This is a genomic window from Lacrimispora algidixylanolytica (assembly GCF_003609635.1).
Taxonomy (GTDB): Bacteria; Bacillota; Clostridia; order Lachnospirales; family Lachnospiraceae; genus Lacrimispora; species Lacrimispora algidixylanolytica.
The window spans coordinates 504878-529779 of sequence record NZ_MCIA01000001.1 but is presented as its reverse complement, the minus strand read 5'-3'; the positions used below and the strand labels follow the sequence as shown (position 1 = coordinate 529779).

Below are 24902 nucleotides of genomic sequence, written 5' to 3'. Positions count from 1 at the left end.
GGAGAAAAGGATAAGCAATGAATTTACTGACTATAGAACATTTAACAAAATCGTATACAGAACGGCTGTTGTTTGATGATACCAGCTTCAGCATTAATGAAGGAGATAAAATAGGTTTAATCGGCATTAATGGCACGGGTAAATCTACGCTGCTTCGAATTGTTGCCGGGCTTGAGGAGCCAGATGAAGGGAATGTGGTAAAGGGAAGGAACTTAGATATCAGGTTCCTTTCTCAGAACCCCAAGTTTCAGGATGGAGATACCATCATTGAGAGCATTGTCCGGGATAATGAAGGGCATGAACACGTTTGGGATCTGGAAAGCCAGGCAAAGATCATGCTTACTAAGTTAGGATTTACTGACTTTGATTCTAAGGTTGAGACCCTCTCCGGAGGACAGAGAAAGCGAGTTGCTTTAGTAAGTGTCTTGTTATCTACCACGAATATTTTAGTTCTTGACGAGCCTACCAACCACTTAGACAGCAGTATGGCAGACTGGTTGGAAGATTATCTTCGCCGTTTTAAGGGCGCACTTTTAATGGTAACGCATGATCGGTATTTCCTAGACAGTGTGACCAACCGGATTGTGGAGCTTGATAAGGGAACACTTTATAACTATCAGGCTAATTACGGGGGGTATATCAATCTAAAGGCGGAACGTATGGACATGGCAATTGCTTCTGAGAGAAAGCGCCAGTCCATCTTAAAAGTGGAACTTGAATGGATGCAGCGGGGAGCCAGAGCCCGTTCCACCAAGCAAAAGGCTCATATCGAACGGTTTGAGACCCTTCGGGATCAGAAAGGTCTGGACTTTGATCAGACCGTTGAACTAGATTCTATATCCAGCCGCCTTGGTCGAACCACCGTGGAGCTGGAACATATCTGTAAAGCCTATGGGGATAAGGTGTTAATGAAGGACTTTACCTATATCTTCTTAAAGAATGACCGAATCGGTATCATCGGACCAAACGGAAGTGGAAAATCTACCTTAATGAAAATCATCGTTGGTTGGCAGGAGGCGGATGCGGGTACCGTTACAGTTGGACAGACGGTAAAGATGGGGTATTTCTCTCAGGAGAGTGAAGACATGGATGGCAGCTTAAAAGTCATCGATTATATCAGAAATGTGGCAGAGTACGTACAAACAAAGGACGGAAGTGTCAGTGCATCTCAGATGTTAGAGCGGTTCTTATTCCCTTCCAGCGTTCAGTACACCACCGTTGAAAAGCTCTCTGGTGGAGAAAAACGAAGACTTTATCTGTTGAGGATTCTTATGGAGGCTCCCAATGTGTTACTTTTGGACGAGCCGACCAATGACCTGGATATTCAGACCCTTACTATCTTAGAAGATTATTTGGACAGCTTTTCAGGAATTGTCATAGCGGTTTCCCATGACCGTTATTTCCTGGACCGTGTGATGAGACGCATCTTAGCCTTTGAAGGGGATGGGAAAGTGGTTCAGTATGAGGGAGGATATACAGACTATCAGATTGCCTATGAGAAGAAAAGTCCTCAGGGAACGGAGCAAAAGGATACCACTTCGAAAAAGGATGATAGCGGCGAGAAAAAGAAACAGGAAAAGCCTAAATCAGAACGAAAGCTTAAGTTCTCCTTTAAGGAACAAAAGGAATGGGATACCATTGAAGACGAAATTGGAGCACTGGAAGAATCTTTGGAAGGGCTGGAAGTTCAAATGGCGGATGCAGCCAGAGATTTTACCCGATTAAATACTTTAATGAATGAAAAGTCAGAGAAAGAACAGCTTCTGGAAGAAAAGATGGAACGCTGGATGTACTTAAATGAACTGGCAGATCAGATTAAAAACCAGTAAAAGGGACGAAGTGGCAGAGGAGAAAATGGTATGGAACAGTACAGGATTAAGGCCGGAGATAGAACTTATCCTATGGGACTTCATATAGTTCCTGAGGGGATTCATGTTTGCACAGCCGCAGAAGGAGAGCACTGCCGCCTTTTGCTATTTAAAGATGAGGAGATGGAACCGTCACAAATTATTACCTTTCCCCCGGAGTTTCGAAGAGGAAATGTCTTCTCCATGACGGTTCTTTTAAACGATCTTACCGGTCTTTCCTACTGTTTTGATATTGATGGAACGCGTTTTTCCGATCCTTATGGAAACGGATTTCTGGGCCGGGAGGCCTGGGGCGACTTAGAACGTGCACAAGATATCTTCCTCTCTCCCGTAAAAGGAACCGATTTTGACTGGGAGGGAGATTCGCTGTCATATATTCCTTATGAAGATTCGATCATTTACCGCGTTCATTGTCGAGGGTTTACAAAGCATAGTTCCTCTGGCGTGAAGTGGAAGGGAACATTTCAGGGAATCCTTGAAAAGATTCCATACTTAAAGGATCTGGGAATCACCACGGTGGAGCTTTTGCCGGTCAATGAATTTCAGGAAGTGATTCTTCCAGAACTTGTGCAAGGAAATCCCTTTGGTGTGGATAAACCTACCGGAAAAATAAATTATTGGGGATATGGTCCCGGGTTTTACTTTTCTCCCAAGGCCGCCTATGCATCTTTAGAGACTGATCCAGGCCGGGAATTAAAGAATCTTGTAAAGGTTCTTCATAAGGAAGGGCTGGAACTCATGACGGAACTTTATTTTACCGGAAAGGAACCGGCTTCTTTTGTTCTTGATGTGGTACGTTTCTGGGCAGAGGAATTTCATTTGGATGGAATTCACCTGACCGGTTATTTTCCTCTGGAATTACTAAGAAATGACCCTTATTTAAGTAAAATCAAGCTTTTGGCTCATTCCTGGGAGGAAAAGATTGGGGAGAAAGATAAGCATCTGGCAGATTGCAATGACGATTTTCTTGTGGATATGCGACGGGTGCTTAAAGGGGATGAGGACCAGATGAAACATCTGGCTTTTCGTATGAGGAATAATCCTTCTGACCGGGCAGTTATCAACTATATGGCTTCCACCAATGGGTTCACTATGATGGATATGGTTTCTTATGATACCAAGCATAATGAAGGGAACGGGGAAAAGAATCTGGACGGAAATCCCTATAATCATTCCTGGAACTGTGGTATTGAGGGACCTACCAGAAAAAAGGCAATTTTGGAGCGAAGGAAGAAACAGCTTCGCAATGCATTTTTGCTTCTGTTTCTAAGTCAGGGAACTCCTTCGATTATGGCGGGGGATGAGTTTGGCCATTCCCAATCAGGCAATAATAATGCCTATTGCCAAGACAATGAAGTGACATGGCTCAATTGGAATCTGGTGAAGAAAAACCAGGACCTTCTAGACTTTGTAAAAGCGCTTATTGCCTTTCGAAAGTCTCACCCTGTCTTTCATATGAGTAAGGAACCAAGGCTTATGGACTATTTGGCTTGTGGTCTGCCTGATATGTCTTATCATGGAGTTAGGACCTGGTGCCCGGAATTTGAGAATTTCAGACGACAGCTTGGCGTTTTCTATTGTGGAGCATATGGGATAAAAGCAGATGGGACAATGGATGAGAACTTCTATGTGATCTTTAACATGCATTGGGAACCTCATAAGTTCGATCTTCCTAGTCTAAAGGAAGGGAAGTCCTGGCATATTGTGTTTCATACCGATGAGATAGAGCGAAACGGTATGTATGGTTCTGGTGAGGAATTCAAAGTTGAGGGAAGAAATTTCTTGGTTCCACCAAGGACGATTGTAGTATATATGGGGAAATAATGGTTTGGTAAAAGCGTTTTGTTGATCTAAGTGTTGTTTTTCTTATTCAGGAGGGGAATTGAATGGACATTAAGAATATAAATAAGTTGTCTGATCCATACATCTGGAAGGATGCGGTGGGATTAATGACGAAATCATTAGGGGAAGCTTCTGGAAATCAAAAGATCTATGTGAACATAGATTATGTACCGCCAGGTGCTTACAGTACCAGATATCACAGCCATTCCCAACAGGAGGAGTTTTTTCTTATACTTTCCGGGACGGGAACTCTTAAGCTAAATGGAGAGGAGAAGGAGGTTAGTAAGGGAGATTTTATCGGCAAGCCAGCCGGGAAGAATATCGCCCATACTTTCTATAATTCTGGGAATGACACACTGGAGATCTTGGATGTTGGAACCAATGAGCCGGAAGATACCTGTTATTATCCAGAGGAAGATATGTATATGCATAAGTCCAATGGGGAAAAACAGATCTTTCGTGGGGCGGATTTAAGTAACACCTGGTATCCAGATCCCAATCCTGAGAAGTAAGCGTATGAAACAAGTATTATAGGTGATAAATTTTTGATTGCATATGTGTGGGGGTAAGGGGAAGTTGGAAAATCCAGTGGTGGAGTATTATAACAGTTATGATGAAGATGGAAGGCTTAAACGTCACAAATTAGAATATCTGACAACAGTGGAATACTTTAACCGATTGTTTAAACCGGGCAGTGAGATTCTAGATGCCTGTGCTGGTACCGGGGTATACTCCTTTTATTTGGCGGAACAGGGCCATAGTGTAATTTCCGGTGATCTGGTACCTAATAATGTTGATCTTATGAAACAGCATGAAAGAGCGGACCTACTTCAAGATATTCAAGTTATGAATGTACTTGATTTGTCTGCTCTGGCAGAGGAAAGCTTTGATGTAGTTCTTTGTATGGGTGCTTTGTATCATCTATCTGAAGAAATAGATCAAAGGAGAGCCATACAGGAGTGCTTGCGTATCTTAAAACCAGGTGGAATATTGGTACTTACCTATATCAATCGATTCGCTCAGTTTATGGTTAATGTTGAAGATGGATTGAAAAATATTGAGGATGCGGTTTGTATCTTTCACAATAGGACGGACTCTATCTTTACATATACAACTCCAGAGGAAATAGAGCGTTTGGCCAATCAATCAGGTATCAGGAAAATTAAAAATATTGGGACCGATGGTATGATATATGCTCTAAGTGAAAAGATGAAAGGGGCCTCTGAGGACAGTTTGGAGCAATTGTATGGGTATCATATTGCGACCTGCGAAGAACCAGCAATCTTAGGGGCTAGTATCCACGGTCTTTATTTTGGTCAGAAATAATAGGCTAGACAGTTTAACATATTGGGGAGAGGAAATAGTGACATTATGGAAGATATCATTCGACTTGAAGAAGAAAAGGATTATTTAGAGGTAGAACATGTGGTACGGGATGCTTTTTGGAATGTTTACAGGCCCGGCTGCAATGAACATCTGGTAGCACATAATCTTAGAAAGAGTCCAGGATTTATAAAGGAACTTGATTTCGTCATAGAAAGAAATGGAGAAATCGTTGCTTCCATCATGTATTCTAATGTAGAATTACAAATGGACAACGGGGAAAGAATTGATTTGGTCGGCTTTGGACCTTTGGCAGTTAGACCAGATTGTCAGAGCGAAGGGCTTGGTAGGACCTTAATTTTTCATAGTATGAAGAAAGCGGAACAGCTTGGATTTGAGACTGTCTTTATAACAGGAAACTCTCGTTATTATCATAGATTTGGCTTTGAATCAGCCAGTAGATATGGGATATATCTAGATGAAAACAGAGAGGGAGAATTCACCTCTTTTATGGTGAAACCTCTCGTTCAAGGTGCACTGACAGGGATAGGAGGAATTCTTAAGTTTGATCAATCCTTTGATCCAACAAAAGAAGAAACCGAGGAATTTGATAAGAAATTCCCAGAGAAGGTGAAAGAAAAATTACCAAGGCAGATATGGGATTAGCTTTCTAAATAAAAAAAGTTAGGGGAAAAGTATACATCTTGGATCTATTTACCTCGTTGTCAACGATTATGATTGTTCCATTATAGATTCTTTTTCACATCCATTAATTACATAGGAACTAAAACTAATAACATTAGATTCAACGTGAAACGACTGACTATCTGCAATCTAATGTCAGTCGTTTTTTATTAACTATATAGGTGTGATTGATAATAAGAAAATAAGTTCTAAAAATCTCCGGGACGTTGTTCTCATAAATAGTCTCTTTAATACACATACCCCCTATACCTCATCAGATGTATCTCCAAACCCATCATTTAAAAGCAGTTGTGCGATATAAAATTGATATTCCTCATCAATATCAATGGAATGCAGAGGATCCATAAAATAAGGATAGGTCACTCCAGCATAAAAATTCCTATATTTCAAGAAAAAGGGTACAGAAGTGAGATAAATAGCACCGTTAAGCCGATAGCCAGAAGAAACATCTTGCCTTCTAATTTGTTTTTCATGTTGAGAAGGAATCAGGATTTCACCGGAATCCATAAGCTGTACAGACAAATAGCAGTTGCAGTCAAAGGGGCAGACACTAACAACGGAATCGGCCTGGGATTCAAACAGGAGGTCTGCACTTTCCTTTAAGTGTTTTGCATTTCTAAGTGGAGAGGTAGGCTGGAGCAGCATAATATAATCATATGCTTTACCATGCTTGGTCATTTCCTCCAGTGTGTGGCTAATGACATCCATTGTAGCTGTGTTATCTTTAGAAAGCTCTGCTGGTCTTAAAAATGGCACCGAAGCGCCCCAATGAAGAGCTATTTCCTGATACAGTTCAGAATCCGTAGTAACAATGATATCATCAAAGAAACCAGCCATTTTGCAGGCTTCTATGGTATATGCCAGTAATGGCTTATGGTTAATCTCTTTAATATTCTTATGAGGCAGCCCTTTGGATCCACTTCTGGCTGGTATAAGTGCAAGAAATCGTTTGTCCTGATACATTATAAACTCCAATCAAGATCATAAAAATCTTTTTCCAAACAAATCCCATTCTGAACCGACTGTTTTATGAAACCTAAAATTTTTTTACTAGTGTCAGGACTATCATAGGGATTTTGGATAGAGCAGTCCTTACAGTTAAAATCCCTTGCCTTAAGAATGGCTGAGAGAATGCTATCATAAGAAGTATCACAGTTTATAACAGAATCAGCCATGACTCGGCCCTTTTGTCTGGTTCCGATATTTACCGTTGGTACCTTTAGGCTGGGAGCTTCTATTATGCCACTGGAGGAATTCCCAATGACCATACAGCACTGGCTCATCAGACTTAGATAGCGAAGGGAACCAAGAGAATTGAAAAATGCCGCTCGATTCGGGTGTCTACCTGCATAATCAGACGCCATTTCATTGACCTTGCTCCCTCCAGTATCTGAATTGCTTCCTGTAAATACAGCAAACAATTCAGGAAGAGAATCCAGAGCTTTAAAAAGCGGTTCCATCTGTTCCTCAATATCTGTTGATTCCAATGTGGCAGGATGATACGTGATCAAGACCGTTGTAGAGCCAAGAGATAAGTTTAAGGATTCTTCCAGCTCTTTTTGAGACAGCAAAGATAATTCTTTTAACCTCTCCACACCCAGGGCGCCTACGTGAAACACTCGGTCAGGTGCTTCCCCAAGTTGTATCACTCTTTTTTTATATTCCATGGTGCTGGTAAAGTGAAGATAGCTCATCTTTGTAATTCCATGCCTCATGCAGTCATCATAGGCACCCCTAGTCAGCTCCCCACCGTGGATATGAGCAATGGGGATGTTACAAATGACAGCAGCACTAGCCGCTATAAAAATCTCATAACGGTCTCCTAAAAGGAGCATCATATCTGGTTTTAACCGTTCATAAGCTTTGGATATGCCAATCAGCTCTAGTCCCATGGATTTACAAATTCCGTAGGAAGAGTCGCTTGCCAGATTCATCTCCACGGTTTCATCAATAATCACTCCATCTTGTTCCATTTCCCGGTAATCCGCTCCGAATCTGGAATCCATATGAGCACCAGTCACCACCATTAAAAGCTTGAAATCAGGATCAGCCATAACCCTGCGAATCACTGGAAGCAGCAGGCCATATTCCGCCCGGCTACCTGTTACCACACATAAACGTATCATATTTCAATCCTCTCATCGGTCTTATAATCCCTGTCAGATGGTGTTCCAACAATGACTGCAAGACTCATAGGAGAGATTCCAGGAGAACAGCGTTTGGCACATAAGTTATCCATGGTAAATAAATCCCCTTTTTTAATATCCTTAGCGGCTACCAAAAACTTTCTTACATAGTCCCGGTTTTTTAATTCTTGAGGGGACGGTGCCTTTTTTCCGTCTCCCATGGCTGTTTCAATGTTTCGAATGCTGTCTGTCATAAGCTTAAATTCCTTTGGTTCCAGACTCAACTTGTGGTCAGGGCCAGTCATGGTCTTATCAAGGGTGATGTGTTTTTCAATGACACATGCGCCCAGGGCAGTTGCGGCCACAGCAACTTCAACACCCATGGTATGGTCAGAGTAGCCTACTTTTCTATGAAAGGCTTTTTTTAAGTGGAACATAGCATTTAAATTGACGTCTTCCATGGGAGTAGGGTAGGCGCTGGAACAGTGGAGAAGTGTGATTTCCTGTCCTCCTTCGTCAAGGAGGTCAAGTGCTTCCTGGATTTCTTCGATGGTGGACATACCGGTAGAGAGAATGATTGGCTTTTTTATGGAGGCGGCTGTTTTAAGATATCTATAGTTTGTGATCTCACCAGAGGGAATCTTTATGATCTCCACGCCGAGATGGTCTAAATATTCCATGCTTATTTCATCAAAGGGGGAAGATAAAAACTTAATGTTTTGGTCATTGCAATACGTAAAAAGCTCCTTGAAGTTGTCATAAGATAATTCCAGCTCTTTTAACATCTCATATTGAGAACGATTCTTTCCGGTATTCTCATATTGGTAGTCTGCCTTCTTAGCGCTGGGGGCAGCCAGTAGTTCAGCACGATAAGTCTGAAATTTTACCGCATCGGCTCCGGCCTCTTTTGCCGCATGAATCAGCCTTTTGGCTGTATTCAAATCTCCGTTATGATTTACCCCTGCTTCGGCTATAATCATGACTTTGCTCATAAATTCCAACCTCCCTTGCCGGGCTTCCATAAGCCAGCTTGTTTGAAGAAATATCCCTTAATACCAGACTGCCTGCTCCAATTAAGGAGTTACTTTTGATGGTGACATTTTGAATGACTGTGCTTCCTGGTCCGATGTGGACATGTTCCCCCACCCGGACGTTCCCACAAAGGACGCTGCCCGGGGCAACGTGAGTGAAATCCCCAATGATTGTGCCATGCTCTATAATAGAACCGGTGTTAAGGATGCATCCAGTTCCAAGAATTACACCGGCACCTAAAATAACACCTTTTCCAATAAAGTTACCTTCACCCATCTGCACATCGTGGGATAAAACTGCGCTTTTATCAATTATGTTAGGAATCACGAACCCGACGCCTTTTAGTGTTTCATAAATTTGAATCCTTGGCTGTGGGTTTCCCATACTTCCTACGGCAATGACACCGTAGTGAATGCCTTGTTTAAAAAGCTCTGGCAAAAGCACATCTCCTCCAAGAACCCGAATTCCTGAGACGATGGTACCAACACTTTTTCCCGCATCCAGGATTCCAATGATATCAAATTCCTTTGCTGAACGGATGGAATCAATGACGCTTTCCCCATGCCCCCCACCTCCGATCACAACCAGCTTCTTCATACCCTCATTCTCTCCGCCATCTTTTTCATCTCACTAAATTCACCCATATCAAGCCAAGTGCTGTCCATGACCGGGTAGGCTCCTACCTGATTCCCATTCTTAAGACAAAGGCGTATCAAATCCGGCATATTAAACGGGATACCCTCCGGAATATGGTCTAACACATTTCGTTCCAAAACGTATAAACCGGTACTTACCAGTAATTCATAATTAGGCTTCTCACTCAAAGTTTGAATGCGCCCTCTATCATCGAGTGTAACCACTCCATAAGGAATTTCATAATTCTTCATAGCGGTGATAACAGTAATCTGATTCTGATTCTTTATATGGTGGTAAAGCAACTTTTCATAATTAACATCAACTAAAATATCGCAGTTGCTCACAAAGAAACTGCCAGTTATTTTATCCTTTAAAAGAGTCAAAGCCCCTGCCGTACCAAGTGGTTCCTTTTCTTCCACAAAGTTTAGATGATACCGATTATCATCATTGAAATATGCTTTGATCAGTTCCTTTCGATAATTTACCGTTAGATAAAAATCCGTAAAACCATAGGAGATCATCTGATTCATGATCCGTTCCACTATGGGGGTATCGCCAATGGGGATGAGAGGTTTTGGTATGATTTTCGTATATGGATAGAGCCTGGAACCTTTTCCCCCGGCCATAATCACCACAGGAATTTCCTTCTTCGGTGACTTCTCCCCATCACCAGAATCTAACTCATTCCAGAAAAGAATATCCAACACCTGCTTGTTTTCATCCACAAGAGGAAGACCTTCGATTCCCTTCTCCTTCATGATGGTTAATGCCTGACCAACTTCCGCTTTTGTGATGGAAATGGGAGAGGAGTTCATAATACAGTTTATGGCCACGGATAAATCCTGGTTTTTTAAGATCCATCTGCGGATATCACCGTCGGTAATCACACCTGCAAGTTTGTCACCCTCAACCACCAGTAGAAGTTTCTTCGCCGTCTCATCCAACTGTCTTATGGCTTCCCTGATGGAAACGTCTGGTGAAATAAAGAATTTCTGCACATCCATGTAAGCCATCCTCCTTCCGACGTCATACCGGTTTCAGGGCATTCGCAACAAAATCCATGTCAGCTTCACAAAGATTTACGCTGCATGGAAGATTTATAATATGACTCTGGTAAAAAGGAGCTTTCTCTATTCTGTAGGTCTGACAGTTTTGATACATAACCTGAGTATGATTCAGCTTCCAGACGGGCCTTACTTCAATTCCTGATTCCCTTAAATGGGACATAAGAGTATCTCTGTCTAAACTCTTACTATTTAACAACAAGGAATAAAACCAGTGGTTATTTCTCGCCCTCTCACAAAATGGAAGGAGGGAAACGTCAGTCCAGTCTTTCAATATACTCTTATAGTAATTGTAGTTATAAGTCTTTCGATCAATGTAATCCTCCAGACATTCCAACTGACCAACGCCAAGAGCCGCCTGAATATTCGTCATCCGGTAGTTATAGCCGATTTCATTGTGAACATAAGAAAAGGGATCATCCTTTGCCTGAGCAGAGAGATAGACAGCTTTTATAAGATCCTCATCCCGCCTTGCGGTTATCATTCCGCCACCGCCAGTGGTGATGATCTTATTGCCATTAAAGGAATACGCTCCAAAATCTCCTATGGTACCTGCAAATTTCCCTTTTAAGCTACCTTTGGTATATCTGGTGCCAAGTGCCTCCGTGGCATCTTCAATGAGTTTTAAATCATACTGGCTGCATAGGCGTAGAAGGGTTTCCATATCAGCCATATTTCCAAAGACGTGTACCACTAAGACTGCTTTTATGATCCGACCGGAAGAACGGTTTAAGAGTCCTTCTTTCGTTTTTTCACATTCTGATTTTAAAAACTCTGAAAGCTTTACGCAATCCAGATTCAGGGTGTCGTCACAGTCCATGAAAACTGGATGGGCACCTAAATACGCAATGGGATTAATGGCAGCTATAAAAGTGAGAGTAGGAACAATGACCTCCTGATTTCGTTCAATACCAGAAAGGAGCATGGAAAGGTGGAGGGCGGCAGTTCCGCTTTGTAGGGCAGCAGTGGCCGGTACCTTTAAGTAGTCAGCCATTTCTTTTTCAAATCTGGTCACATAGCTTCCTGCGGTTGAGACCCAGCCATTACAAATGGCATCGTCCATATAGTTTTTTTCATTTCCTTTTAAAACAGGAACAGATAAAGGTATCATTTGACTCCCTTCCTATTTCCTTAGATATTGTATCGGTCTGTCCGAAAGTGGTTTTGGTTCTTTTCAATCCACGCGATGGTGTTTTTAAGGCCAAGTGAAAGGGGATACTCCTGTTTCCAATGGGTTAACCTGGTAAGTTTTGCATTGGAGCCAAGAAGTCTGGTGACTTCGCTCATCTTTGGGCGGAGCCTCTGATCCTCGCAGACGATCTTTGCTTCCGGATTGATCTGCTTGATAAGCTCTTTTGCCAGATCGCCAATGGAGATCTCTATGCCGCTTGCTATATTAATTTCTTCCCCTATGGTGTTTTTAGATGTTTCGATTTCCATAAAGCCATTAGCAATGTCCTTTACATAATTAAAATCCCTGGTAGGTGTCAGACTCCCCAGATGGATCTCCTTGTTTCCAGCCAGAAGCTGACTAATAATGGTCGGTATGACCGCTCTGTCAGACTGCCTGGGTCCGTAGGCATTAAAAGGACGGACAATGGTGACTGGCAGGGAGAAGCTGCGGTAAAAGGATAGGGCTAGCTGGTCCGCACCAATTTTTGTGGCGGCATAAGGAGACTGGGCCTTCTTTGGATGCTCCTCGTCTATGGGAACGTACTCCGCACTTCCATACACCTCAGAAGTAGAGGTGATTAATACCTTTTTTGTTCCCAAGTCTCTGGCTGCCTGTAGAACGTTTAAAGTGCCTTTTATATTGGTATCCACATAAGAATCCGGTGACTCATAACTGTATGGAATGGCAATTAAGGCAGCTAAGTGAAATACAGATTCCACATGGGAAAGAGCAGATCTTACTCCGCTAGGATCTCTGATGTCTCCGCTGATGATTTCTATTTCATCTTTGATGTGAGCCGGTAACGTATCCAGCCAGCCAAATTGATGAAATGAATTATAGCAGGCAAATGCCTTGACCTGATATCCCTTAAGAACTAGTTCTTCCGTTAGATGGCTTCCAATAAAACCATCGGCCCCTGTGACAAGCACTTTTTTCATTGCAACCTCCCTTCGCCATGACCATTGTCGAATACCTTGATTCGATACGTGCTAGTTCTGTCAGAAACCGGAAAGCAGAATTCCCCATATCGGTTGGTGAGGGTATGACCCAGATAAACACCAGAAAAATCTTCTTCCTGAAGATCCTCATTATAGACCGGAACCAGACGTTCCAGTATAACTACGGCTTCTCGAACCGGTGCCCGGCTGGTATCTCGTACCAGACCTTTAATTACTGCGTATGCCATGGCTTGGTCCTTTCCTCATCTCTTAGGATTGGCTCATAAATGTCAAGTTGATAATCAATGTTAGAATTTTTCTCCACTGTCACAGCAAATTCGCCAAACTGATTGGTCACGACATAACCCAAAATCTTTCTCTGCCAAAGAGAATTAACCGCCGTGATTCTTACCACAGCCCCTTCAATGGCCTCACCGCGTGTATTAAAGACCGTGCCAGTTAACAATACTTCACAGAAGGCTTCCATGGAAATTACAACCTGAGCTACGTTACAGTTATTAAATTTGCCAGGCGGGATAATCAGTTCTGTATAGCCGCTCAAGAGAAGACCTCCTTTTATTTAGAAATTATGGGAGCAAAAACCGTCAGTTCATACTTCATCTTTGGATTTGCTTCAAGGGAGAAAAGATAACATCCTGCCTCATCGGTCACTGCAAAGCCAAGTAAGATCCGTTCTTGTTTTTCATCATCAATCTGAGTGACTAAAACCGTTGCGCCAGTGCAAGGAGTCTGGTTTTGGGTGTAAATAGTTCCCTTAATAATCTGGTGATGTTTTCTTGAAAGCTGAAAGTTATAGTGGTTTTCTTTCCATGGCAGAAGCTTAGAACCACTGATTATAAAAGAATTATTCCTGGAAACGCCCATATCAGATGCCCCCCATTACCCAATTATTCGTTTTGCGTATAGACGGTTACGTTTAGTTCCTGAATGTTCTTAGTGTCATCTCCGTCTATGATATTGCCTTCTTGCTCTTTGCCGTTTACAATCATTTTATTAATCTTAATTTCTTTATATCTACTGTCAATGATATCGCTCTTATTCTCACTTTCCATATAAAACCTCTTTCTTCTTGGCAGATTTACTAAACTATATGCGATTCATAGAATTCTGATACCGTGATACTGGCTGTCTCCTTTACTTCGGACAGGATCTGATGCAACTTTAAAAAGTATTCATTAAAAAAGCTGGCCTGGTATTGCAGGTCAGAAGTCAGCTTGTCGTAATCCTTAGCCTGCATGGAAATGTTCTTTTCCTTTATTTCATAGAGAAATTCACTGAAGTAGCCGCCCAAATAGCTGCTGTAAGAGTTGTTCTCAAAGGAGTTTACAAGTTGCAGGATGTAGAGGATGCGTTGAAGGTCAATATCATCTTCTTCCACCTCTACCAGGGATTTTGTCTTGTTTTCCAAACGAATGAGTTGACATAACTCCAACCCTTGGTCCGTTTTTGTTAAGGAGTCTTCTAAAAAATCCATAAGAGAATCAATGGTCTCCTTTGCATCCAAAGTTAGCTCATGGCTTGGAAGGCATGGAATCTTTTTCTTAGAAAAGTCAGTTTGAAAAAGAATCTCGCTCAGCTCCTTGTGGGGCGCTCCCTCTATCCGGGCTCCATAAGAGCAGTTATAAAAACGGACTCTTTCTAGGTCTTTATATTGGCTGATATAAAGTTCCAGGTTCTTTCTAAAGTAATCAAGGGTCACGGTTGTTCCAATCAGATTGCCGTAGATATCTTTTACAAAGGTCTGAGGGCGATAATCCAAAGTACTGTCATAAGAAAAGGTAGCGCTGTCTGCATGATGCTTTTGATGGGTATAAGCTAGATCCTGCCCGGTTAAAAGTATAGGAGAGCAGCCAAGCATATTTGCGATATCAATACAGGCATGGGAGACAGAGCCGCCGCAGTAGACTGCTTTTAAATGTTCCATACCCTTTATGGTGCGGGAAAGTAACATGGAAATAAATATCTTTTCCCCTTGATAATTTTTTAAAAGGTAGCGGTTGCTGTATTCATAAAAGGCCAGAGGCACCTTAAGGCCTAGATGATCCTTCATCATATCAAAATTGGCATTCACAGGGTCCACTGAAACGATCATATCAGGGAGGATGCCATTTTTAATCAGGGCGTCCACCGTTCTGCTTCCAGTGATGACAAAACAATTCTTTACCAGATCTTTGTACCGCTTCATATCTTCCATGTTCTTATCAAGAGAAGCCCCCCCAGATACTACGATGGCGGGAACCCCTGTGTTTGAAAATAGATAGCGATGAATAGGGGTGGACTCAGGGATTATCTTCATATTTGCAATCATATTTTTGACGAATATCTTTTTGAAACGTTTCGCCAAAGACACCTGGGAAGCCGATTTTATAATGGTCCAATCCAGATGTTCAATGAGCCGCTCATATTCTTTTTTATAAAGCGTGCTATAGTTTCCAAAAGAATAGAAAAAAATATTGTTAAAGTTCTTAAAATTAATAGTTTCTTCAAAGATTTGTTTTACGATATCTTCCTGATAATACACCAGCTTGATATTGTCCTCAAGATCCAGGGTAAAGCGACGGTGTATTGTTTTGTTCGGCTCAAAGATGAAAACTTGGTTCTTTTGGCACAGCCTCTTTTTTAATTCTGGCAAATAAGAGCCTGTATCCACACCAAACAAAAAGATCAAGGAATCAAATTTTAGGTCCTCCAATGTCTCAAGAAGATTTGTAATTTCATTCCTATAATTTGTCTGATCTGCCAGGAAATGATATTCCCGTTCCTTTTTTATGCGGGTAACAAAGAATCCATCAGAAGTTTTTATTTTTTTCATTGTATCCTCCCAAAAGGATGCCTTATCGGCTTTTTTCATATGGCTGAAAATGCCAGAAGCTTATATTGTCTGCCAGGAATGTTGGGAAGAGTGATTCCATAGGAGCCGTCTAAAAGAGTGAAGGTTATTCCCAGACGGATGGTCTTATTAGGATCAGCGGTGTCAAGAATACGGATTTCAACAGCCACATTTGGCAAAGGCTCTCCTTTTGGACTATATACGATTCCGGTAAGAAACAAAAAAGAATTACAATGTAGAGTTACATCCGCAGTAATAATTCCAGAACAAATCACCTGACAGCCCGTGAAGCATAAGTTTGACATTATTCATCGCCTCCTTTGTAAGGGGTGTCCTGGCACTGTGCTTTGGACACCCCTAAGTGTTTATTTGCTGTAAAATCTCAATCTAAGTGCAACGCCAGCTCTGGTCGTAATGCCATAAGTTGCATTCGCATCAGTAAAGGTCACTAGATCAGGTTCAGCCGTTGTCGGGTTTGTGCTTTCCCAAATAGCAACAGCACCACTTCTTAAGATCGTATTACTGAAAACCGCAGTACCTCTAAGCAGTAGAAGTCCCCAGCTCGTTGTAGATAGCTTTGCAATAATCACTTGTCCGGAATCAGCAGCGGAAGCCAAAATTGATTTTGTAATTGGTTTATAATTAGCCATAAAAACGCCCCCTTATATTCTCATTAGAAATACGTATTTCTATTTTATAGTATGTTTCTATTTAGATAGAGTGACAGGGCAGTCCAAATATGGACTCTCTGTAATTATTTAAAGATTAGAACACAAAAAATGGCAGGCATGGATAAGTCCATACCTGCCAAAAGTAAAGTGTTGATGTCAAACATATAAGATTACCGTTTCTTAAAGAACCCCTTGTCATAAAGCAAACCAAGGACCAGTCCAAATACCAATCCAATTCCAAGATTATTAATAATTGACCCGAAAACTAAGCCCATGCAGAGGCCCATGGCTAAGCCATTTTGATAAGAATCATCTTTATTATTAGAGAAATTTGACATATTATGTACCCCTTATTTATTTTAGTTTATTGTACCTCAGGGGTAGGGGGAAGTACACTGGTATATTCTGAGAAAGTAAGCAAATAGTCGTGTCCATATATAAGTATAGACATAGAAAGTACAACAGATTATAATGGTAAAGAGTATTTAATATGGTAACGTTAAAAAAAATCAGATTCTGCAAACATAACTTAAAGGGCTTTTCTTAGCCTCGTAATGATAAAAATATTAGAAGACTGAGGTAGGAAAAATGACACGATTATTCGAAAAAATAGAAGTTACCGATCTAAGACCAATCAGGCAAATCGTACTAGAAAAACTTAGAAAGGCGATTATGGATGGAAGTTTTGAACCAGGCGATCGATTGGTGGAAACTGCCATAGCAGAGGGGATGGGAGTAAGCAGAACCCCTGTAAGAGAAGCATTCCGGCAATTAGAAATTGAAGGACTCGCGGAAAATGTCCCAAGAAGAGGAACCGTTGTAAAAGGAATCTCCAAATCAGATATTTTAGAAATCTACCAAATCAGGGAAGTTCTTGAGGGGCTTGCCTTCCGGTTGGCATGTTCGAATATATCGGAAGCTAAAATCATAGAACTAAAGAATAAACTGATTAAGATGGATGAGTGTATTGATCATGACGAGATCTATGAATACTGGAAATACCATGGAGAATTTCATGATAGTATTTTGTATCTAAGTAACAATCAAAGACTCATTGACCAAATGAAGCAAATCTATGAATATCTATCTAAGCTGAGAAATTTCACCCTGGTTATGAATAAAAGACGAAGAGTGGCAATGACAGAACACAAAGCATTGATAGAGGCCTTCGAGAAAAAAGATAAGGATTTAGCAGAACAAATAGGCCGGGATCATACCTTAAGTGCCAAGCAATTTCTAACAAATGAAATCCATTTGTTTTAATCCGTTTGAGTGAAACCTATGTTACAAAGCAATTCTAATAGATAGAATTGCTGTTAAATGGATAAAATTGCATCATATTTCAAAGGATTTTTACAGGCATCATATAACGTGTATACAAAGTGCATAATAAAACACTAAAAAATCACTTTTTTTTGTAAAAGTGATTGCAAATATGAAAAACATATACTATAATACGCTTAGCTAGCAAACATTTTTCGACACAATACGTGTCATTTTTTAAATTGTATACAGGGATACAAGTACACAATAAAAATTGTATACAGGGATACAAAAGAGAATATACAGATACGCTATGGTATTACGTTCCATTTAAATTTGAAGAGGTGTTCTACTATAGTACGAGTGTTCCTGTAGATTCAGAAGAACAATAACAATTGATACTCTTTTAAAGGTACTCAATATATTTGTTTGGATTAACACCATAGTAATTTGTTAAGGAGTGAGGATTGATGAGAAATTTAAACTGTAGTATTTACCGAGGTGGAACTAGCAAAGGGGTCTTTTTACTAGAAGAAGATTTAAAAGCGTTGTCATCTGATCTGGACCAGGTACTTCTTAAAGTCATGGGTAGTCCTGATATTCGTCAGATTGATGGTTTGGGAGGTGCTGTATCTACAACCAGCAAAGTTGCAATTATTTCAAAGGAGATTGAGAACCATTGGGATGTAAACTACACGTTTGCGCAAGTGTTGGTAGATAAGCCAATCGTGTCATACGCAGGGAACTGTGGGAATATCTCTTCTGCGGTTGGAATCTTTGCAATTGAAAATAAGCTGGTGGATATAAAAGATCCAGTAACAACCGTCAAAATCTACAATACTAATACAAAAAAAGTAATTGAAGAAAGCATTCCGACCCCCAATGGTGAGCTTCTGTATACGGAAGATTTTCAAATTGCTGGTGTTCCAGGAAAAGGATTGAAAATAGACTTAACGTTTGTAAAGCCTGCAGGTTCCCTCACTGGAAAATTGCTTCCTACTGGAAATCCAACCGACGTTTACCAGGTAGATGGAGTTGGTGAGGTAGAGGTGACCATCGTTGATGCAAGCAACCCTTTGGTATATGTTGATGCCAGACAAATCGGCTTAACAGGATATGAAAAGGTAAGTGACATTGATGGTGATAAAGCATTATTGGAGAAGTTAGAACGAATCAGAGGAATGGCAGCAAAACAACTGGGGTTGGTAAGTCGTGTGGAGAATAGTTCCACAGAATCACCAGGAGTTCCAAAGTTAACATTAGTAGCTCCTTCCAAGGACTATCAAGATGTGGAAGGAACCCTGATCAGTGAATCAGACTATGATTTGTCTATTAGGATGATGAGCATGCAAAAGGCACATAAGAGCATTGCATTAACAGGGGCATTGTGCACGTTTGCGGCAAGCGTTATACCAGATACGATTCCAAATCGTTTGGTAAAAAAGCATACATCTGACCATGAAAAAAGCACCTTTACATTAGGTCATAGTAGTGGGACGATTAGCGGCAGTATAGATTATGAGATTTTAAATGATGGTGGTGTGGAGGTACATTCTGTTACTTCTTACCGCACAGCCCGTAAAATTTTTACTGGCACTGTGTTTTTTAACTAAAATACTTATTTAAGGAGAGTGGAGTCGTATGTTAGCATTGTTGGGTTACTTAATGATTATCGTTTTTATGGTTTTACTTTTGAAGAAAAAGATTTCTCCGTTTGCAGGCTTGATTTTGGTTCCATTGGGGTTTGGATTTATCGTAGCGGCATACATGAAAGTTCCTATGCTTGATGTGTTTGATTGGATTTATCAAGGTCTCTATTACCAGTTTAATGGCACTAAAGTAAAAACTGGTGTAGCACCTACAATTACTCTATTATTATTTGCAATCTTATACTTCTCTATCATGCTTGATGTTGGTCTTTTTGATCCACTAAGCAAGGTATTGATCAAATGGGCTAAAGGTGATCCTCTTAGACTCTGCTTAGCAACTGCAGCAATTTCAATGGTAGTATCCCTAGATGGTGATGGAACAACTACAGTTCTTATTGTAACCGCAGCTGTTTTATCCCTGTTTAAGAAGATGAAGATGAAGCAATTATATCTCGCTGTATTAATCGCGATTCCTAACTCCATCATGAACCTGGTTCCTTGGAGTGGACCAATGGCACGAGCGATGCCGGTTTTAAACATCGGACCTAAGGAATTTTTTGTACCACTGATTCCTGGAATGATTGGAGCCATTGTATTAACCGTTTATATGGCTTACTCCTACGGTAAGAAGGAGCGTGCACGTTTAGGATACTCATCTGGTTCCAGCATTATTAATGATAAAGACTTAGAAAATATTATCACCTCCATTAACGAAGATCCAGAAGGATTAAAAGCACCTAAATTATTACCATTCAACTTTGCATTAACCGTACTTATTATGGTATTACTGATTCTTGATGTTATAAATGGCGGAATCTTATTCTTAATCGGTACCGCAATTGCTGTTATTGTGAACTTTAAAGATCCTAATCTTCAGCAAAAAAGACTTACTGCAAATGGCGCAGAAGCATTAGGACCAGTTAGTTTGGTATTTGGTGCAGGCGTAATCATGGGAATCTTAAACGGCAGTGGCATTAGTTCCGCAATGGCACAGCAGATCGTTTCTCTTTTACCAGCAAACATGGGTGGATATATTCCATTGTTACTTGCCTTAATCTCATTACCTGGATTATTCTTCCTTCCTAATGACGCGTTCTACTTTGGTATTTTACCTGTAATTGCACCAATTGCATATAGTTTCGGCGCTACTCCAGTGGATATTGGTGTTGCATCTTTAATGGGACAAGCCGTTCGTTTTGCCAGCCCATTGGTTGCTTTCTTATATGTATTGGTAGATCGTACAGAAGTAAGCTTTGTTGATTATCAAAAAGAGTATTTAAAATGGGGAATCCCAAGTTTCTTTATCCAGTTGGTAATAGCAGTTTTAATTGGTGCGATTCCAGTACCATTCTTATATTAATTTTATACGAAGTAGAAGGTGGCTGTCACAGTAGCTGGATAACACAGCATCTGTGACAGCCAAATTATAAATACTGCAACAGTATGTTACAAAGAAATGCCGTAGATTGCAGCCGATATATTTCAGGCGTTATCTATATTCCTTTTAAGAATTTGGTACAAACGTGTTATTCATTTAAAATGATAGTAACATGCGGTTTTTAATTGTAAACACAAGGAGGACAAAATGATAAATTTATTTAATAAAGGAGCTTTTCTTGTTGATAATAAGGAACTTATCTCTGAGGAGAACATTGCAGAGTTAGAAAATTACAGCAAGGAGCCAATTGATAAGGAACAAGCAAAAAAGGGAACGATCACTTATGATATTTTAAAAAAGCATAACCAGTCCGATTCCATGAAGAGCTTAAGACTTAAATTTGATTCTATGACCTCTCATGATCTGACCTATGTAGGAATTATCCAGACTGCAAAGGCTTCTGGAATGACTGAATTTCCAATTCCGTATGTGTTAACCAATTGCCACAACTCACTTTGCGCAGTTGGTGGCACCATAAATGGAGATGATCATACCTTTGGTATGTCCGCCGCAAAACGATATGGTGGAATCTTTGTACCTCCTCATGTTGCCGTCATTCATCAGTTCATGCGAGAGACCATGGCTGGTTGTGAGAAGATGATTATTGGCTCTGACAGCCATACCAGATACGGTGCACTAGGTACCATGGCAGTTGGCGAAGGCGGAGGCGAGCTGGTGAAACAGATTTTAGGTGATACCTATGATATCGAATATCCAGACGTTGTAGCTATTTATTTAGATGGAAAACCACAGCCAGGAATTGGACCTCAAGATATTGCATTAGCAATTATCGGTCAAGTATTTAAAAATGGCTATGTAAAAAATAAAGTTATGGAATTTGTAGGCCCTGGTATCGCAAATCTTTCAACTGATTTCCGTAATGGCATTGATGTAATGACAACAGAGACCGCTTGTTTAACCTCCATCTGGCAGACAGATGAAGATACGAAACAGTATTTAACCATTCATGGCAGAGCAGATGATTACAAAGAGCTGCAACCAAAGTCAGTGGCATATTATGACGGCGCAGTTTATGTGGATCTAAGCAAAGTGGAATCAATGATTGCTTTACCATTCCATCCAAGCAATGTATTTTCAATCAAGGCTTTGAATGAAAACTTATCTGATATTTTACACGGCGTAGAGGTTGAAGCCAAAAAGCTGATTAACAATCCTAAGATTGACTTTAAGCTGACCGATAAGATTCAAAATAATCAATTAAAGGTACAGCAGGGAATCATCGCTGGATGTGCCGGTGGAAATTATAATAACATTATTGAGGCAGCGGAGATATTATCCAGTGCAGGTTCCATAGATAAAGATTACAGTTTGTCTATTTATCCATCTTCCATACCAGTTTATATGGAATTAGCCCAAAAAGGAATTGTATCTGAATTAATGGCAACTGGTGCGATTGTTAAGACCGCATTTTGTGGTCCTTGCTTTGGTGCAGGAGACACACCTTCTAACAATGGGTTAAGTATTCGTCATACAACAAGGAACTTCATTAACCGAGACGGTTCTAAGCCAGGAAATGGACAGATGACTTCAGTGGCGTTAATGGATGCACGTTCCATTGCAGCAACTACAATTAATAATGGCATACTGACTCCAGCAACTGAGGTCGTAAAGGATTATCCAGTCTACGACTACACCTTTGATGGTTCCGCTTACGAAAAAAGAGTATATCAGGGATTCTTGGAACCTCATGAAGAAGATGAATTAGTCTATGGCCCTAATATAAAGGACTGGCCAAATATGAGTTCCTTGGGTGATCATGTGCTCCTGCGTGTCTGCTCTAAGATTCTTGACGATGTTACGACCACAGATGAACTGATTCCTTCTGGAGAAACTTCTTCTTACCGCTCTAACCCACTTGGGTTAGCAGAGTATACCTTATCAAGAAGAGATCCGGAATATGTTGAAAGAGCTAAAGCCGTAGCTGCCTTAGAAATAGACAGAGCTGAAAACAACGTGGTACCTTCTGAGTTAAGCGCTGTTTACAATCAAATCAAATCCATCTATCCAAATGTTGAACATGAACTTCAATCCATAGAGATTGGTGGTGTCATCTACTGCACAAAACCAGGTGATGGGTCTGCACGTGAACAAGCTGCCAGTTGCCAAAGAGTGTTAGGCGGATTAGCAAACATCTGTAAAGAATATGCCACAAAACGATATCGTTCCAATGTGATCAACTGGGGAATGCTGCCATTCCAGATGGTAGAAAGTCCAGAGTTTGAAGTAGATGATTATATCTTTATCCCTGACATTAAAAAAGCCATTGCTACAGGTGAGAAGAAAATAACTGGTTATATCATCGGAGACACAATCAAGGAGATTCATTTATATTGGGAAGCGTTAACCGATAATGAAAAAGCGATTGTTTTATCTGGTTCCTTAATTAATTATAACCGTGATAAGATTTCATTAGAGAATCAATAATTCTACCCCCAGACCAAATGTTACCCTATTCCAAGCTTATTAATTACTGCCCCGAATGCCAAACCCGACAGAGGTCCATGGCTAATCCATATCATTTTAGTTCATTGTACCTCAGGGCGGGGGCAAGTACACTGACATTATGAGTGTACCAGTAAAATAGCAGGCGCTATTGCGTGACCAAATGAAAAATGGTATACTTTCTAACATATTATTTTATAAGAATTAAGGAAGAGTGGTTTATGAATAGATTAGAAAAGGTTAGAGAATACGTAGATAACGTGCTGTTAAAGGTCTTGGATGAAGAGTACAGAAGATGTGGTTACATGCACCTATATGGGGTCTCCCAGGCGTGTGTTATGATAGCTATGAAACGGAAGGAAAATGCAGAACTGGCAGCAATTGCAGGTATGCTTCATGATATATATTCCTATATAACCATGGATACAAAAGATCATGCTCATAAAGGTTCAGCAATGGCCAGAGAGATCTTAAACTCTCTTTCTGTTTTTGAATCCCAGGAGATCGAGCAGATCTGCAGTGCGATTTACAATCACAGCAGCAAAGAGAATACACACGACTCCTTTGATGAAGTATTAATTGATGGGGATGTGATGCAGCATTGCTTGTACAATCCTTCCTTCCCGGTTCACGAGAAAGAAAAGGCCAGGTATGAGCAGTTAAAGGCAGAGTTTGGACTGTAAGCAGTAACATTAGAAGGAAGGTCATACCTGGTCTTTTTTAACTTTTATATTTGCCAATATACAATAAAGTACCTTGAAATCGTATTAAAAAGTATTTTATAGTTAATTTTCTCCAAATACTGCTTTATAATCAGCCTGAAATTTTGCAATGCCCTGAGTAGTAAGCGGATGGTTCACCATTTGTTCCAAAATCTTATAAGGAACTGTTGAAATATCGGCACCTGCTTTTGCGCAATCAGTTACATGAATGGGGTTGCGGATACTGGCAGCAATTATTTCGGTTTTTATTTGACCTATTTTAAAAATCTCGGCTATTTCCTTGATCAGAACAATGCCTTTCATGGAAATATCCTCAAGACGTCCTAGAAACGGCGAGACATAAGTAGCTCCTGCACGTGCAGCCAAAAGAGCCTGTGCAGCGGAAAATACCAGAGTTACATTGGTCTTGATGCCTTCTTCATTCAATACCTTAACCGCTTTGAGTCCATCTATTGTCATTGGAATTTTAACCACCATATTTGGATGAATGGCGGCGATCTTTCTTCCTTCCTGGATCATGCCTTCCGCATCAACAGTTGTCGCCTTAACTTCCCCGCTGATGGGTCCATCAACTATAGATGTGATTTCCTTAATAACTTCGCCGAAGACTCTCCCTTCTTTAGCAATCAGGGAAGGGTTTGTGGTAACGCCACAGATGATTCCCATATCATTGGCTTTTATGATATCTTCTACGTTGGCTGTGTCAACAAAAAATTTCATATTCTCCTCATCTTCCTTTATGCAAGACTTCTAATAGCTACAATTTGATCATTATCAAGCATTAATATATCGCTGTTTTCCATAGAAGTATTGGAATCCTCTATTAAAATCATTTTTGTATCTTTTTGTGTAATGGTATTGTGCCACAAGGTAGCCGGTATGTTAAATACCTTCCCAGGCTCCATTTTAACAGAACCAAATTCCAGACCCTTCTCTGTTTCATTGGCATAAATAAGGGTGCAAGCACCTTCCGTTAAAACAAAGAGTTCATCCGTTTTATTATGCCTTTCCAGACAATCCATACCTGTAACGTCATTGGCAGGTTTCCAGTTTTTTATGCCAACGGTCCATTTCTCATTCTCAAATACTCTCTGCATGCCTTCTCCGGCAAATTCATAATCTGCTATAATCATTTTT

27 protein-coding genes are annotated in these 24902 nt (G+C 40.6%); 10 read left to right on the top strand and 17 right to left on the bottom strand.

Translation table 11 applies throughout. The annotated features are described in order from the left end of the window. Nucleotides 1-17 precede the first annotated feature (17 nt). From BET01_RS02545 to BET01_RS02525, 5 genes are all read left to right on the top strand, one after another. Entirely contained in the window at nt 18-1829 is a 1812-nt protein-coding gene (locus BET01_RS02545) for an ABC-F family ATP-binding cassette domain-containing protein (RefSeq protein WP_120195173.1), read from the top strand. 30 nt (nt 1830-1859) lie between these two features. Beyond that, complete coding sequence (locus tag BET01_RS02540) at nt 1860-3692, top strand: alpha amylase C-terminal domain-containing protein (protein ID WP_120195172.1); 1833 nt, start codon at nt 1860-1862, stop codon at nt 3690-3692. A 62-nt stretch (nt 3693-3754) separates the two neighbouring features. Further along, entirely contained in the window at nt 3755-4222 is a 468-nt protein-coding gene (locus tag BET01_RS02535) for a cupin domain-containing protein (RefSeq protein WP_120195171.1), read from the top strand. A 64-nt stretch (nt 4223-4286) separates the two neighbouring features. Next, on the top strand, nt 4287-5036 hold the full coding sequence (locus BET01_RS02530) for a class I SAM-dependent methyltransferase (RefSeq protein WP_158584970.1): 750 nt from the start codon (nt 4287-4289) through the stop codon (nt 5034-5036). Between the two features lie 45 nt (nt 5037-5081). After that, nucleotides 5082-5699, top strand: a complete 618-nt coding sequence (locus tag BET01_RS02525; protein WP_120195169.1) for a GNAT family N-acetyltransferase — start codon at nt 5082-5084, stop codon at nt 5697-5699. A 282-nt stretch (nt 5700-5981) separates the two neighbouring features. Here the strand turns inward: BET01_RS02525 and BET01_RS02520 are convergent, their stop codons facing one another. From BET01_RS02520 to BET01_RS21690, 15 genes are all read right to left on the bottom strand, one after another. After that, the gene (locus BET01_RS02520; RefSeq protein WP_120195168.1) at nt 5982-6701 is read right to left on the bottom strand and encodes an acylneuraminate cytidylyltransferase family protein; all 720 of its coding nucleotides are present in this window, start codon (nt 6699-6701) and stop codon (nt 5982-5984) included. Next, the gene (gene neuC, locus BET01_RS02515; protein ID WP_120195167.1) at nt 6701-7864 is read right to left on the bottom strand and encodes a UDP-N-acetylglucosamine 2-epimerase; all 1164 of its coding nucleotides are present in this window, start codon (nt 7862-7864) and stop codon (nt 6701-6703) included. The genes BET01_RS02520 and neuC overlap by 1 nt, the downstream gene beginning before the upstream one ends. Further along, entirely contained in the window at nt 7861-8856 is a 996-nt protein-coding gene (neuB, locus tag BET01_RS02510) for an N-acetylneuraminate synthase (RefSeq protein WP_120195166.1), read from the bottom strand. The genes neuC and neuB overlap by 4 nt, the downstream gene beginning before the upstream one ends. Further along, nucleotides 8813-9493 carry an acetyltransferase gene (locus BET01_RS02505; protein ID WP_120195165.1) on the bottom strand — a complete coding sequence of 227 codons (681 nt, stop codon included), beginning with the start codon at nt 9491-9493 and terminating at the stop codon, nt 8813-8815. Before BET01_RS02505 ends, neuB begins: the two co-directional genes overlap by 44 nt. Further along, nucleotides 9490-10536 (bottom strand): nucleotidyltransferase family protein, encoded by a 1047-nt coding sequence (locus BET01_RS02500; protein ID WP_120195164.1) that lies wholly within the window; start codon nt 10534-10536, stop codon nt 9490-9492. Before BET01_RS02500 ends, BET01_RS02505 begins: the two co-directional genes overlap by 4 nt. A 22-nt stretch (nt 10537-10558) precedes the next feature. After that, complete coding sequence (locus BET01_RS02495) at nt 10559-11707, bottom strand: LegC family aminotransferase (RefSeq protein WP_120195163.1); 1149 nt, start codon at nt 11705-11707, stop codon at nt 10559-10561. Between the two features lie 20 nt (nt 11708-11727). Next, nucleotides 11728-12708 (bottom strand): NAD-dependent 4,6-dehydratase LegB, encoded by a 981-nt coding sequence (locus BET01_RS02490; protein ID WP_120195162.1) that lies wholly within the window; start codon nt 12706-12708, stop codon nt 11728-11730. Continuing rightward, nucleotides 12705-12956: a hypothetical protein gene (locus tag BET01_RS02485; protein WP_120195161.1), complete on the bottom strand. Its 252-nt coding sequence runs from the start codon at nt 12954-12956 to the stop codon at nt 12705-12707. Before BET01_RS02485 ends, BET01_RS02490 begins: the two co-directional genes overlap by 4 nt. Further along, nucleotides 12941-13270, bottom strand: a complete 330-nt coding sequence (locus tag BET01_RS02480; RefSeq protein ID WP_120195160.1) for a peptidase associated/transthyretin-like domain-containing protein — start codon at nt 13268-13270, stop codon at nt 12941-12943. The genes BET01_RS02485 and BET01_RS02480 overlap by 16 nt, the downstream gene beginning before the upstream one ends. 14 nt (nt 13271-13284) lie before the next feature. Continuing rightward, complete coding sequence (locus BET01_RS02475) at nt 13285-13593, bottom strand: peptidase associated/transthyretin-like domain-containing protein (RefSeq protein WP_120195159.1); 309 nt, start codon at nt 13591-13593, stop codon at nt 13285-13287. 23 nt (nt 13594-13616) lie between these two features. Further along, nucleotides 13617-13781 carry a hypothetical protein gene (locus BET01_RS21500; RefSeq protein ID WP_158584969.1) on the bottom strand — a complete coding sequence of 55 codons (165 nt, stop codon included), beginning with the start codon at nt 13779-13781 and terminating at the stop codon, nt 13617-13619. Between the two features lie 29 nt (nt 13782-13810). Then, a complete protein-coding gene (locus tag BET01_RS02470; protein WP_158584968.1) occupies nt 13811-15541 on the bottom strand; it encodes a motility associated factor glycosyltransferase family protein in 1731 nt (576 codons plus the stop codon). 35 nt (nt 15542-15576) lie between these two features. Then, nucleotides 15577-15864, bottom strand: coding sequence for a carboxypeptidase regulatory-like domain-containing protein (locus BET01_RS02465; RefSeq protein ID WP_120195157.1), 288 nt, complete (start codon nt 15862-15864; stop codon nt 15577-15579). Between the two features lie 60 nt (nt 15865-15924). Next, nucleotides 15925-16209, bottom strand: a complete 285-nt coding sequence (locus BET01_RS02460; RefSeq protein WP_120195156.1) for a hypothetical protein — start codon at nt 16207-16209, stop codon at nt 15925-15927. A 191-nt stretch (nt 16210-16400) separates the two neighbouring features. Next, nucleotides 16401-16568, bottom strand: coding sequence for a hypothetical protein (locus tag BET01_RS21690; RefSeq protein WP_166428713.1), 168 nt, complete (start codon nt 16566-16568; stop codon nt 16401-16403). A gap of 250 nt (nt 16569-16818) precedes the next feature. Between BET01_RS21690 and BET01_RS02455 the strand changes: the two genes are divergently transcribed. The 5 genes from BET01_RS02455 to BET01_RS02435 all read left to right on the top strand — a co-directional run bounded on the left by BET01_RS02455 (nt 16819) and on the right by BET01_RS02435 (nt 23726). Further along, nucleotides 16819-17493, top strand: a complete 675-nt coding sequence (locus BET01_RS02455; RefSeq protein WP_120195155.1) for a GntR family transcriptional regulator — start codon at nt 16819-16821, stop codon at nt 17491-17493. Nucleotides 17494-17963: 470 nt separating this feature from the next. Continuing rightward, nucleotides 17964-19106 (top strand): 2-methylaconitate cis-trans isomerase PrpF family protein, encoded by a 1143-nt coding sequence (locus tag BET01_RS02450; protein ID WP_120195154.1) that lies wholly within the window; start codon nt 17964-17966, stop codon nt 19104-19106. 28 nt (nt 19107-19134) lie between these two features. Further along, the gene (locus tag BET01_RS02445; protein ID WP_120195153.1) at nt 19135-20502 is read left to right on the top strand and encodes a CitMHS family transporter; all 1368 of its coding nucleotides are present in this window, start codon (nt 19135-19137) and stop codon (nt 20500-20502) included. A gap of 225 nt (nt 20503-20727) precedes the next feature. After that, nucleotides 20728-23025, top strand: coding sequence for a hydratase (locus tag BET01_RS02440; protein WP_120195152.1), 2298 nt, complete (start codon nt 20728-20730; stop codon nt 23023-23025). Between the two features lie 239 nt (nt 23026-23264). Beyond that, on the top strand, nt 23265-23726 hold the full coding sequence (locus BET01_RS02435) for an HD domain-containing protein (protein ID WP_120195151.1): 462 nt from the start codon (nt 23265-23267) through the stop codon (nt 23724-23726). A 102-nt stretch (nt 23727-23828) separates the two neighbouring features. On the opposite strand, the gene fsa is transcribed toward BET01_RS02435, so the two are convergent. Beyond that, complete coding sequence (gene fsa, locus BET01_RS02430; RefSeq protein ID WP_120195150.1) at nt 23829-24485, bottom strand: fructose-6-phosphate aldolase; 657 nt, start codon at nt 24483-24485, stop codon at nt 23829-23831. Nucleotides 24486-24502: 17 nt separating this feature from the next. Further along, the gene (locus BET01_RS02425) at nt 24503-24898 is read right to left on the bottom strand and encodes a cupin domain-containing protein (protein ID WP_120195149.1); all 396 of its coding nucleotides are present in this window, start codon (nt 24896-24898) and stop codon (nt 24503-24505) included. Nucleotides 24899-24902 lie beyond the last annotated feature (4 nt).

Coding starts and splice junctions, on each gene's coding strand:
- BET01_RS02465 (WP_120195157.1), bottom strand. CDS start 15,864: ATGTCAAACTTATGCTTCACGGGCTGTCAGGTGATTTGTTCTGGAATT.
- BET01_RS02450 (WP_120195154.1), top strand. CDS start 17,964: ATGAGAAATTTAAACTGTAGTATTTACCGAGGTGGAACTAGCAAAGGG.
- BET01_RS02495 (WP_120195163.1), bottom strand. CDS start 11,707: ATGATACCTTTATCTGTTCCTGTTTTAAAAGGAAATGAAAAAAACTAT.
- BET01_RS02435 (WP_120195151.1), top strand. CDS start 23,265: ATGAATAGATTAGAAAAGGTTAGAGAATACGTAGATAACGTGCTGTTA.
- BET01_RS02505 (WP_120195165.1), bottom strand. CDS start 9,493: ATGAAGAAGCTGGTTGTGATCGGAGGTGGGGGGCATGGGGAAAGCGTC.
- BET01_RS02475 (WP_120195159.1), bottom strand. CDS start 13,593: ATGGGCGTTTCCAGGAATAATTCTTTTATAATCAGTGGTTCTAAGCTT.
- neuB (WP_120195166.1), bottom strand. CDS start 8,856: ATGAGCAAAGTCATGATTATAGCCGAAGCAGGGGTAAATCATAACGGA.
- BET01_RS02545 (WP_120195173.1), top strand. CDS start 18: ATGAATTTACTGACTATAGAACATTTAACAAAATCGTATACAGAACGG.
- BET01_RS02535 (WP_120195171.1), top strand. CDS start 3,755: ATGGACATTAAGAATATAAATAAGTTGTCTGATCCATACATCTGGAAG.
- BET01_RS02540 (WP_120195172.1), top strand. CDS start 1,860: ATGGAACAGTACAGGATTAAGGCCGGAGATAGAACTTATCCTATGGGA.
- BET01_RS02485 (WP_120195161.1), bottom strand. CDS start 12,956: ATGGCATACGCAGTAATTAAAGGTCTGGTACGAGATACCAGCCGGGCA.
- fsa (WP_120195150.1), bottom strand. CDS start 24,485: ATGAAATTTTTTGTTGACACAGCCAACGTAGAAGATATCATAAAAGCC.
- BET01_RS02525 (WP_120195169.1), top strand. CDS start 5,082: ATGGAAGATATCATTCGACTTGAAGAAGAAAAGGATTATTTAGAGGTA.
- BET01_RS02445 (WP_120195153.1), top strand. CDS start 19,135: ATGTTAGCATTGTTGGGTTACTTAATGATTATCGTTTTTATGGTTTTA.
- BET01_RS02520 (WP_120195168.1), bottom strand. CDS start 6,701: ATGTATCAGGACAAACGATTTCTTGCACTTATACCAGCCAGAAGTGGA.
- BET01_RS02455 (WP_120195155.1), top strand. CDS start 16,819: ATGACACGATTATTCGAAAAAATAGAAGTTACCGATCTAAGACCAATC.
- neuC (WP_120195167.1), bottom strand. CDS start 7,864: ATGATACGTTTATGTGTGGTAACAGGTAGCCGGGCGGAATATGGCCTG.
- BET01_RS02425 (WP_120195149.1), bottom strand. CDS start 24,898: ATGATTATAGCAGATTATGAATTTGCCGGAGAAGGCATGCAGAGAGTA.
- BET01_RS02460 (WP_120195156.1), bottom strand. CDS start 16,209: ATGGCTAATTATAAACCAATTACAAAATCAATTTTGGCTTCCGCTGCT.
- BET01_RS21500 (WP_158584969.1), bottom strand. CDS start 13,781: ATGGAAAGTGAGAATAAGAGCGATATCATTGACAGTAGATATAAAGAA.
- BET01_RS02490 (WP_120195162.1), bottom strand. CDS start 12,708: ATGAAAAAAGTGCTTGTCACAGGGGCCGATGGTTTTATTGGAAGCCAT.
- BET01_RS02470 (WP_158584968.1), bottom strand. CDS start 15,541: ATGAAAAAAATAAAAACTTCTGATGGATTCTTTGTTACCCGCATAAAA.
- BET01_RS02440 (WP_120195152.1), top strand. CDS start 20,728: ATGATAAATTTATTTAATAAAGGAGCTTTTCTTGTTGATAATAAGGAA.
- BET01_RS02500 (WP_120195164.1), bottom strand. CDS start 10,536: ATGGATGTGCAGAAATTCTTTATTTCACCAGACGTTTCCATCAGGGAA.
- BET01_RS21690 (WP_166428713.1), bottom strand. CDS start 16,568: ATGTCAAATTTCTCTAATAATAAAGATGATTCTTATCAAAATGGCTTA.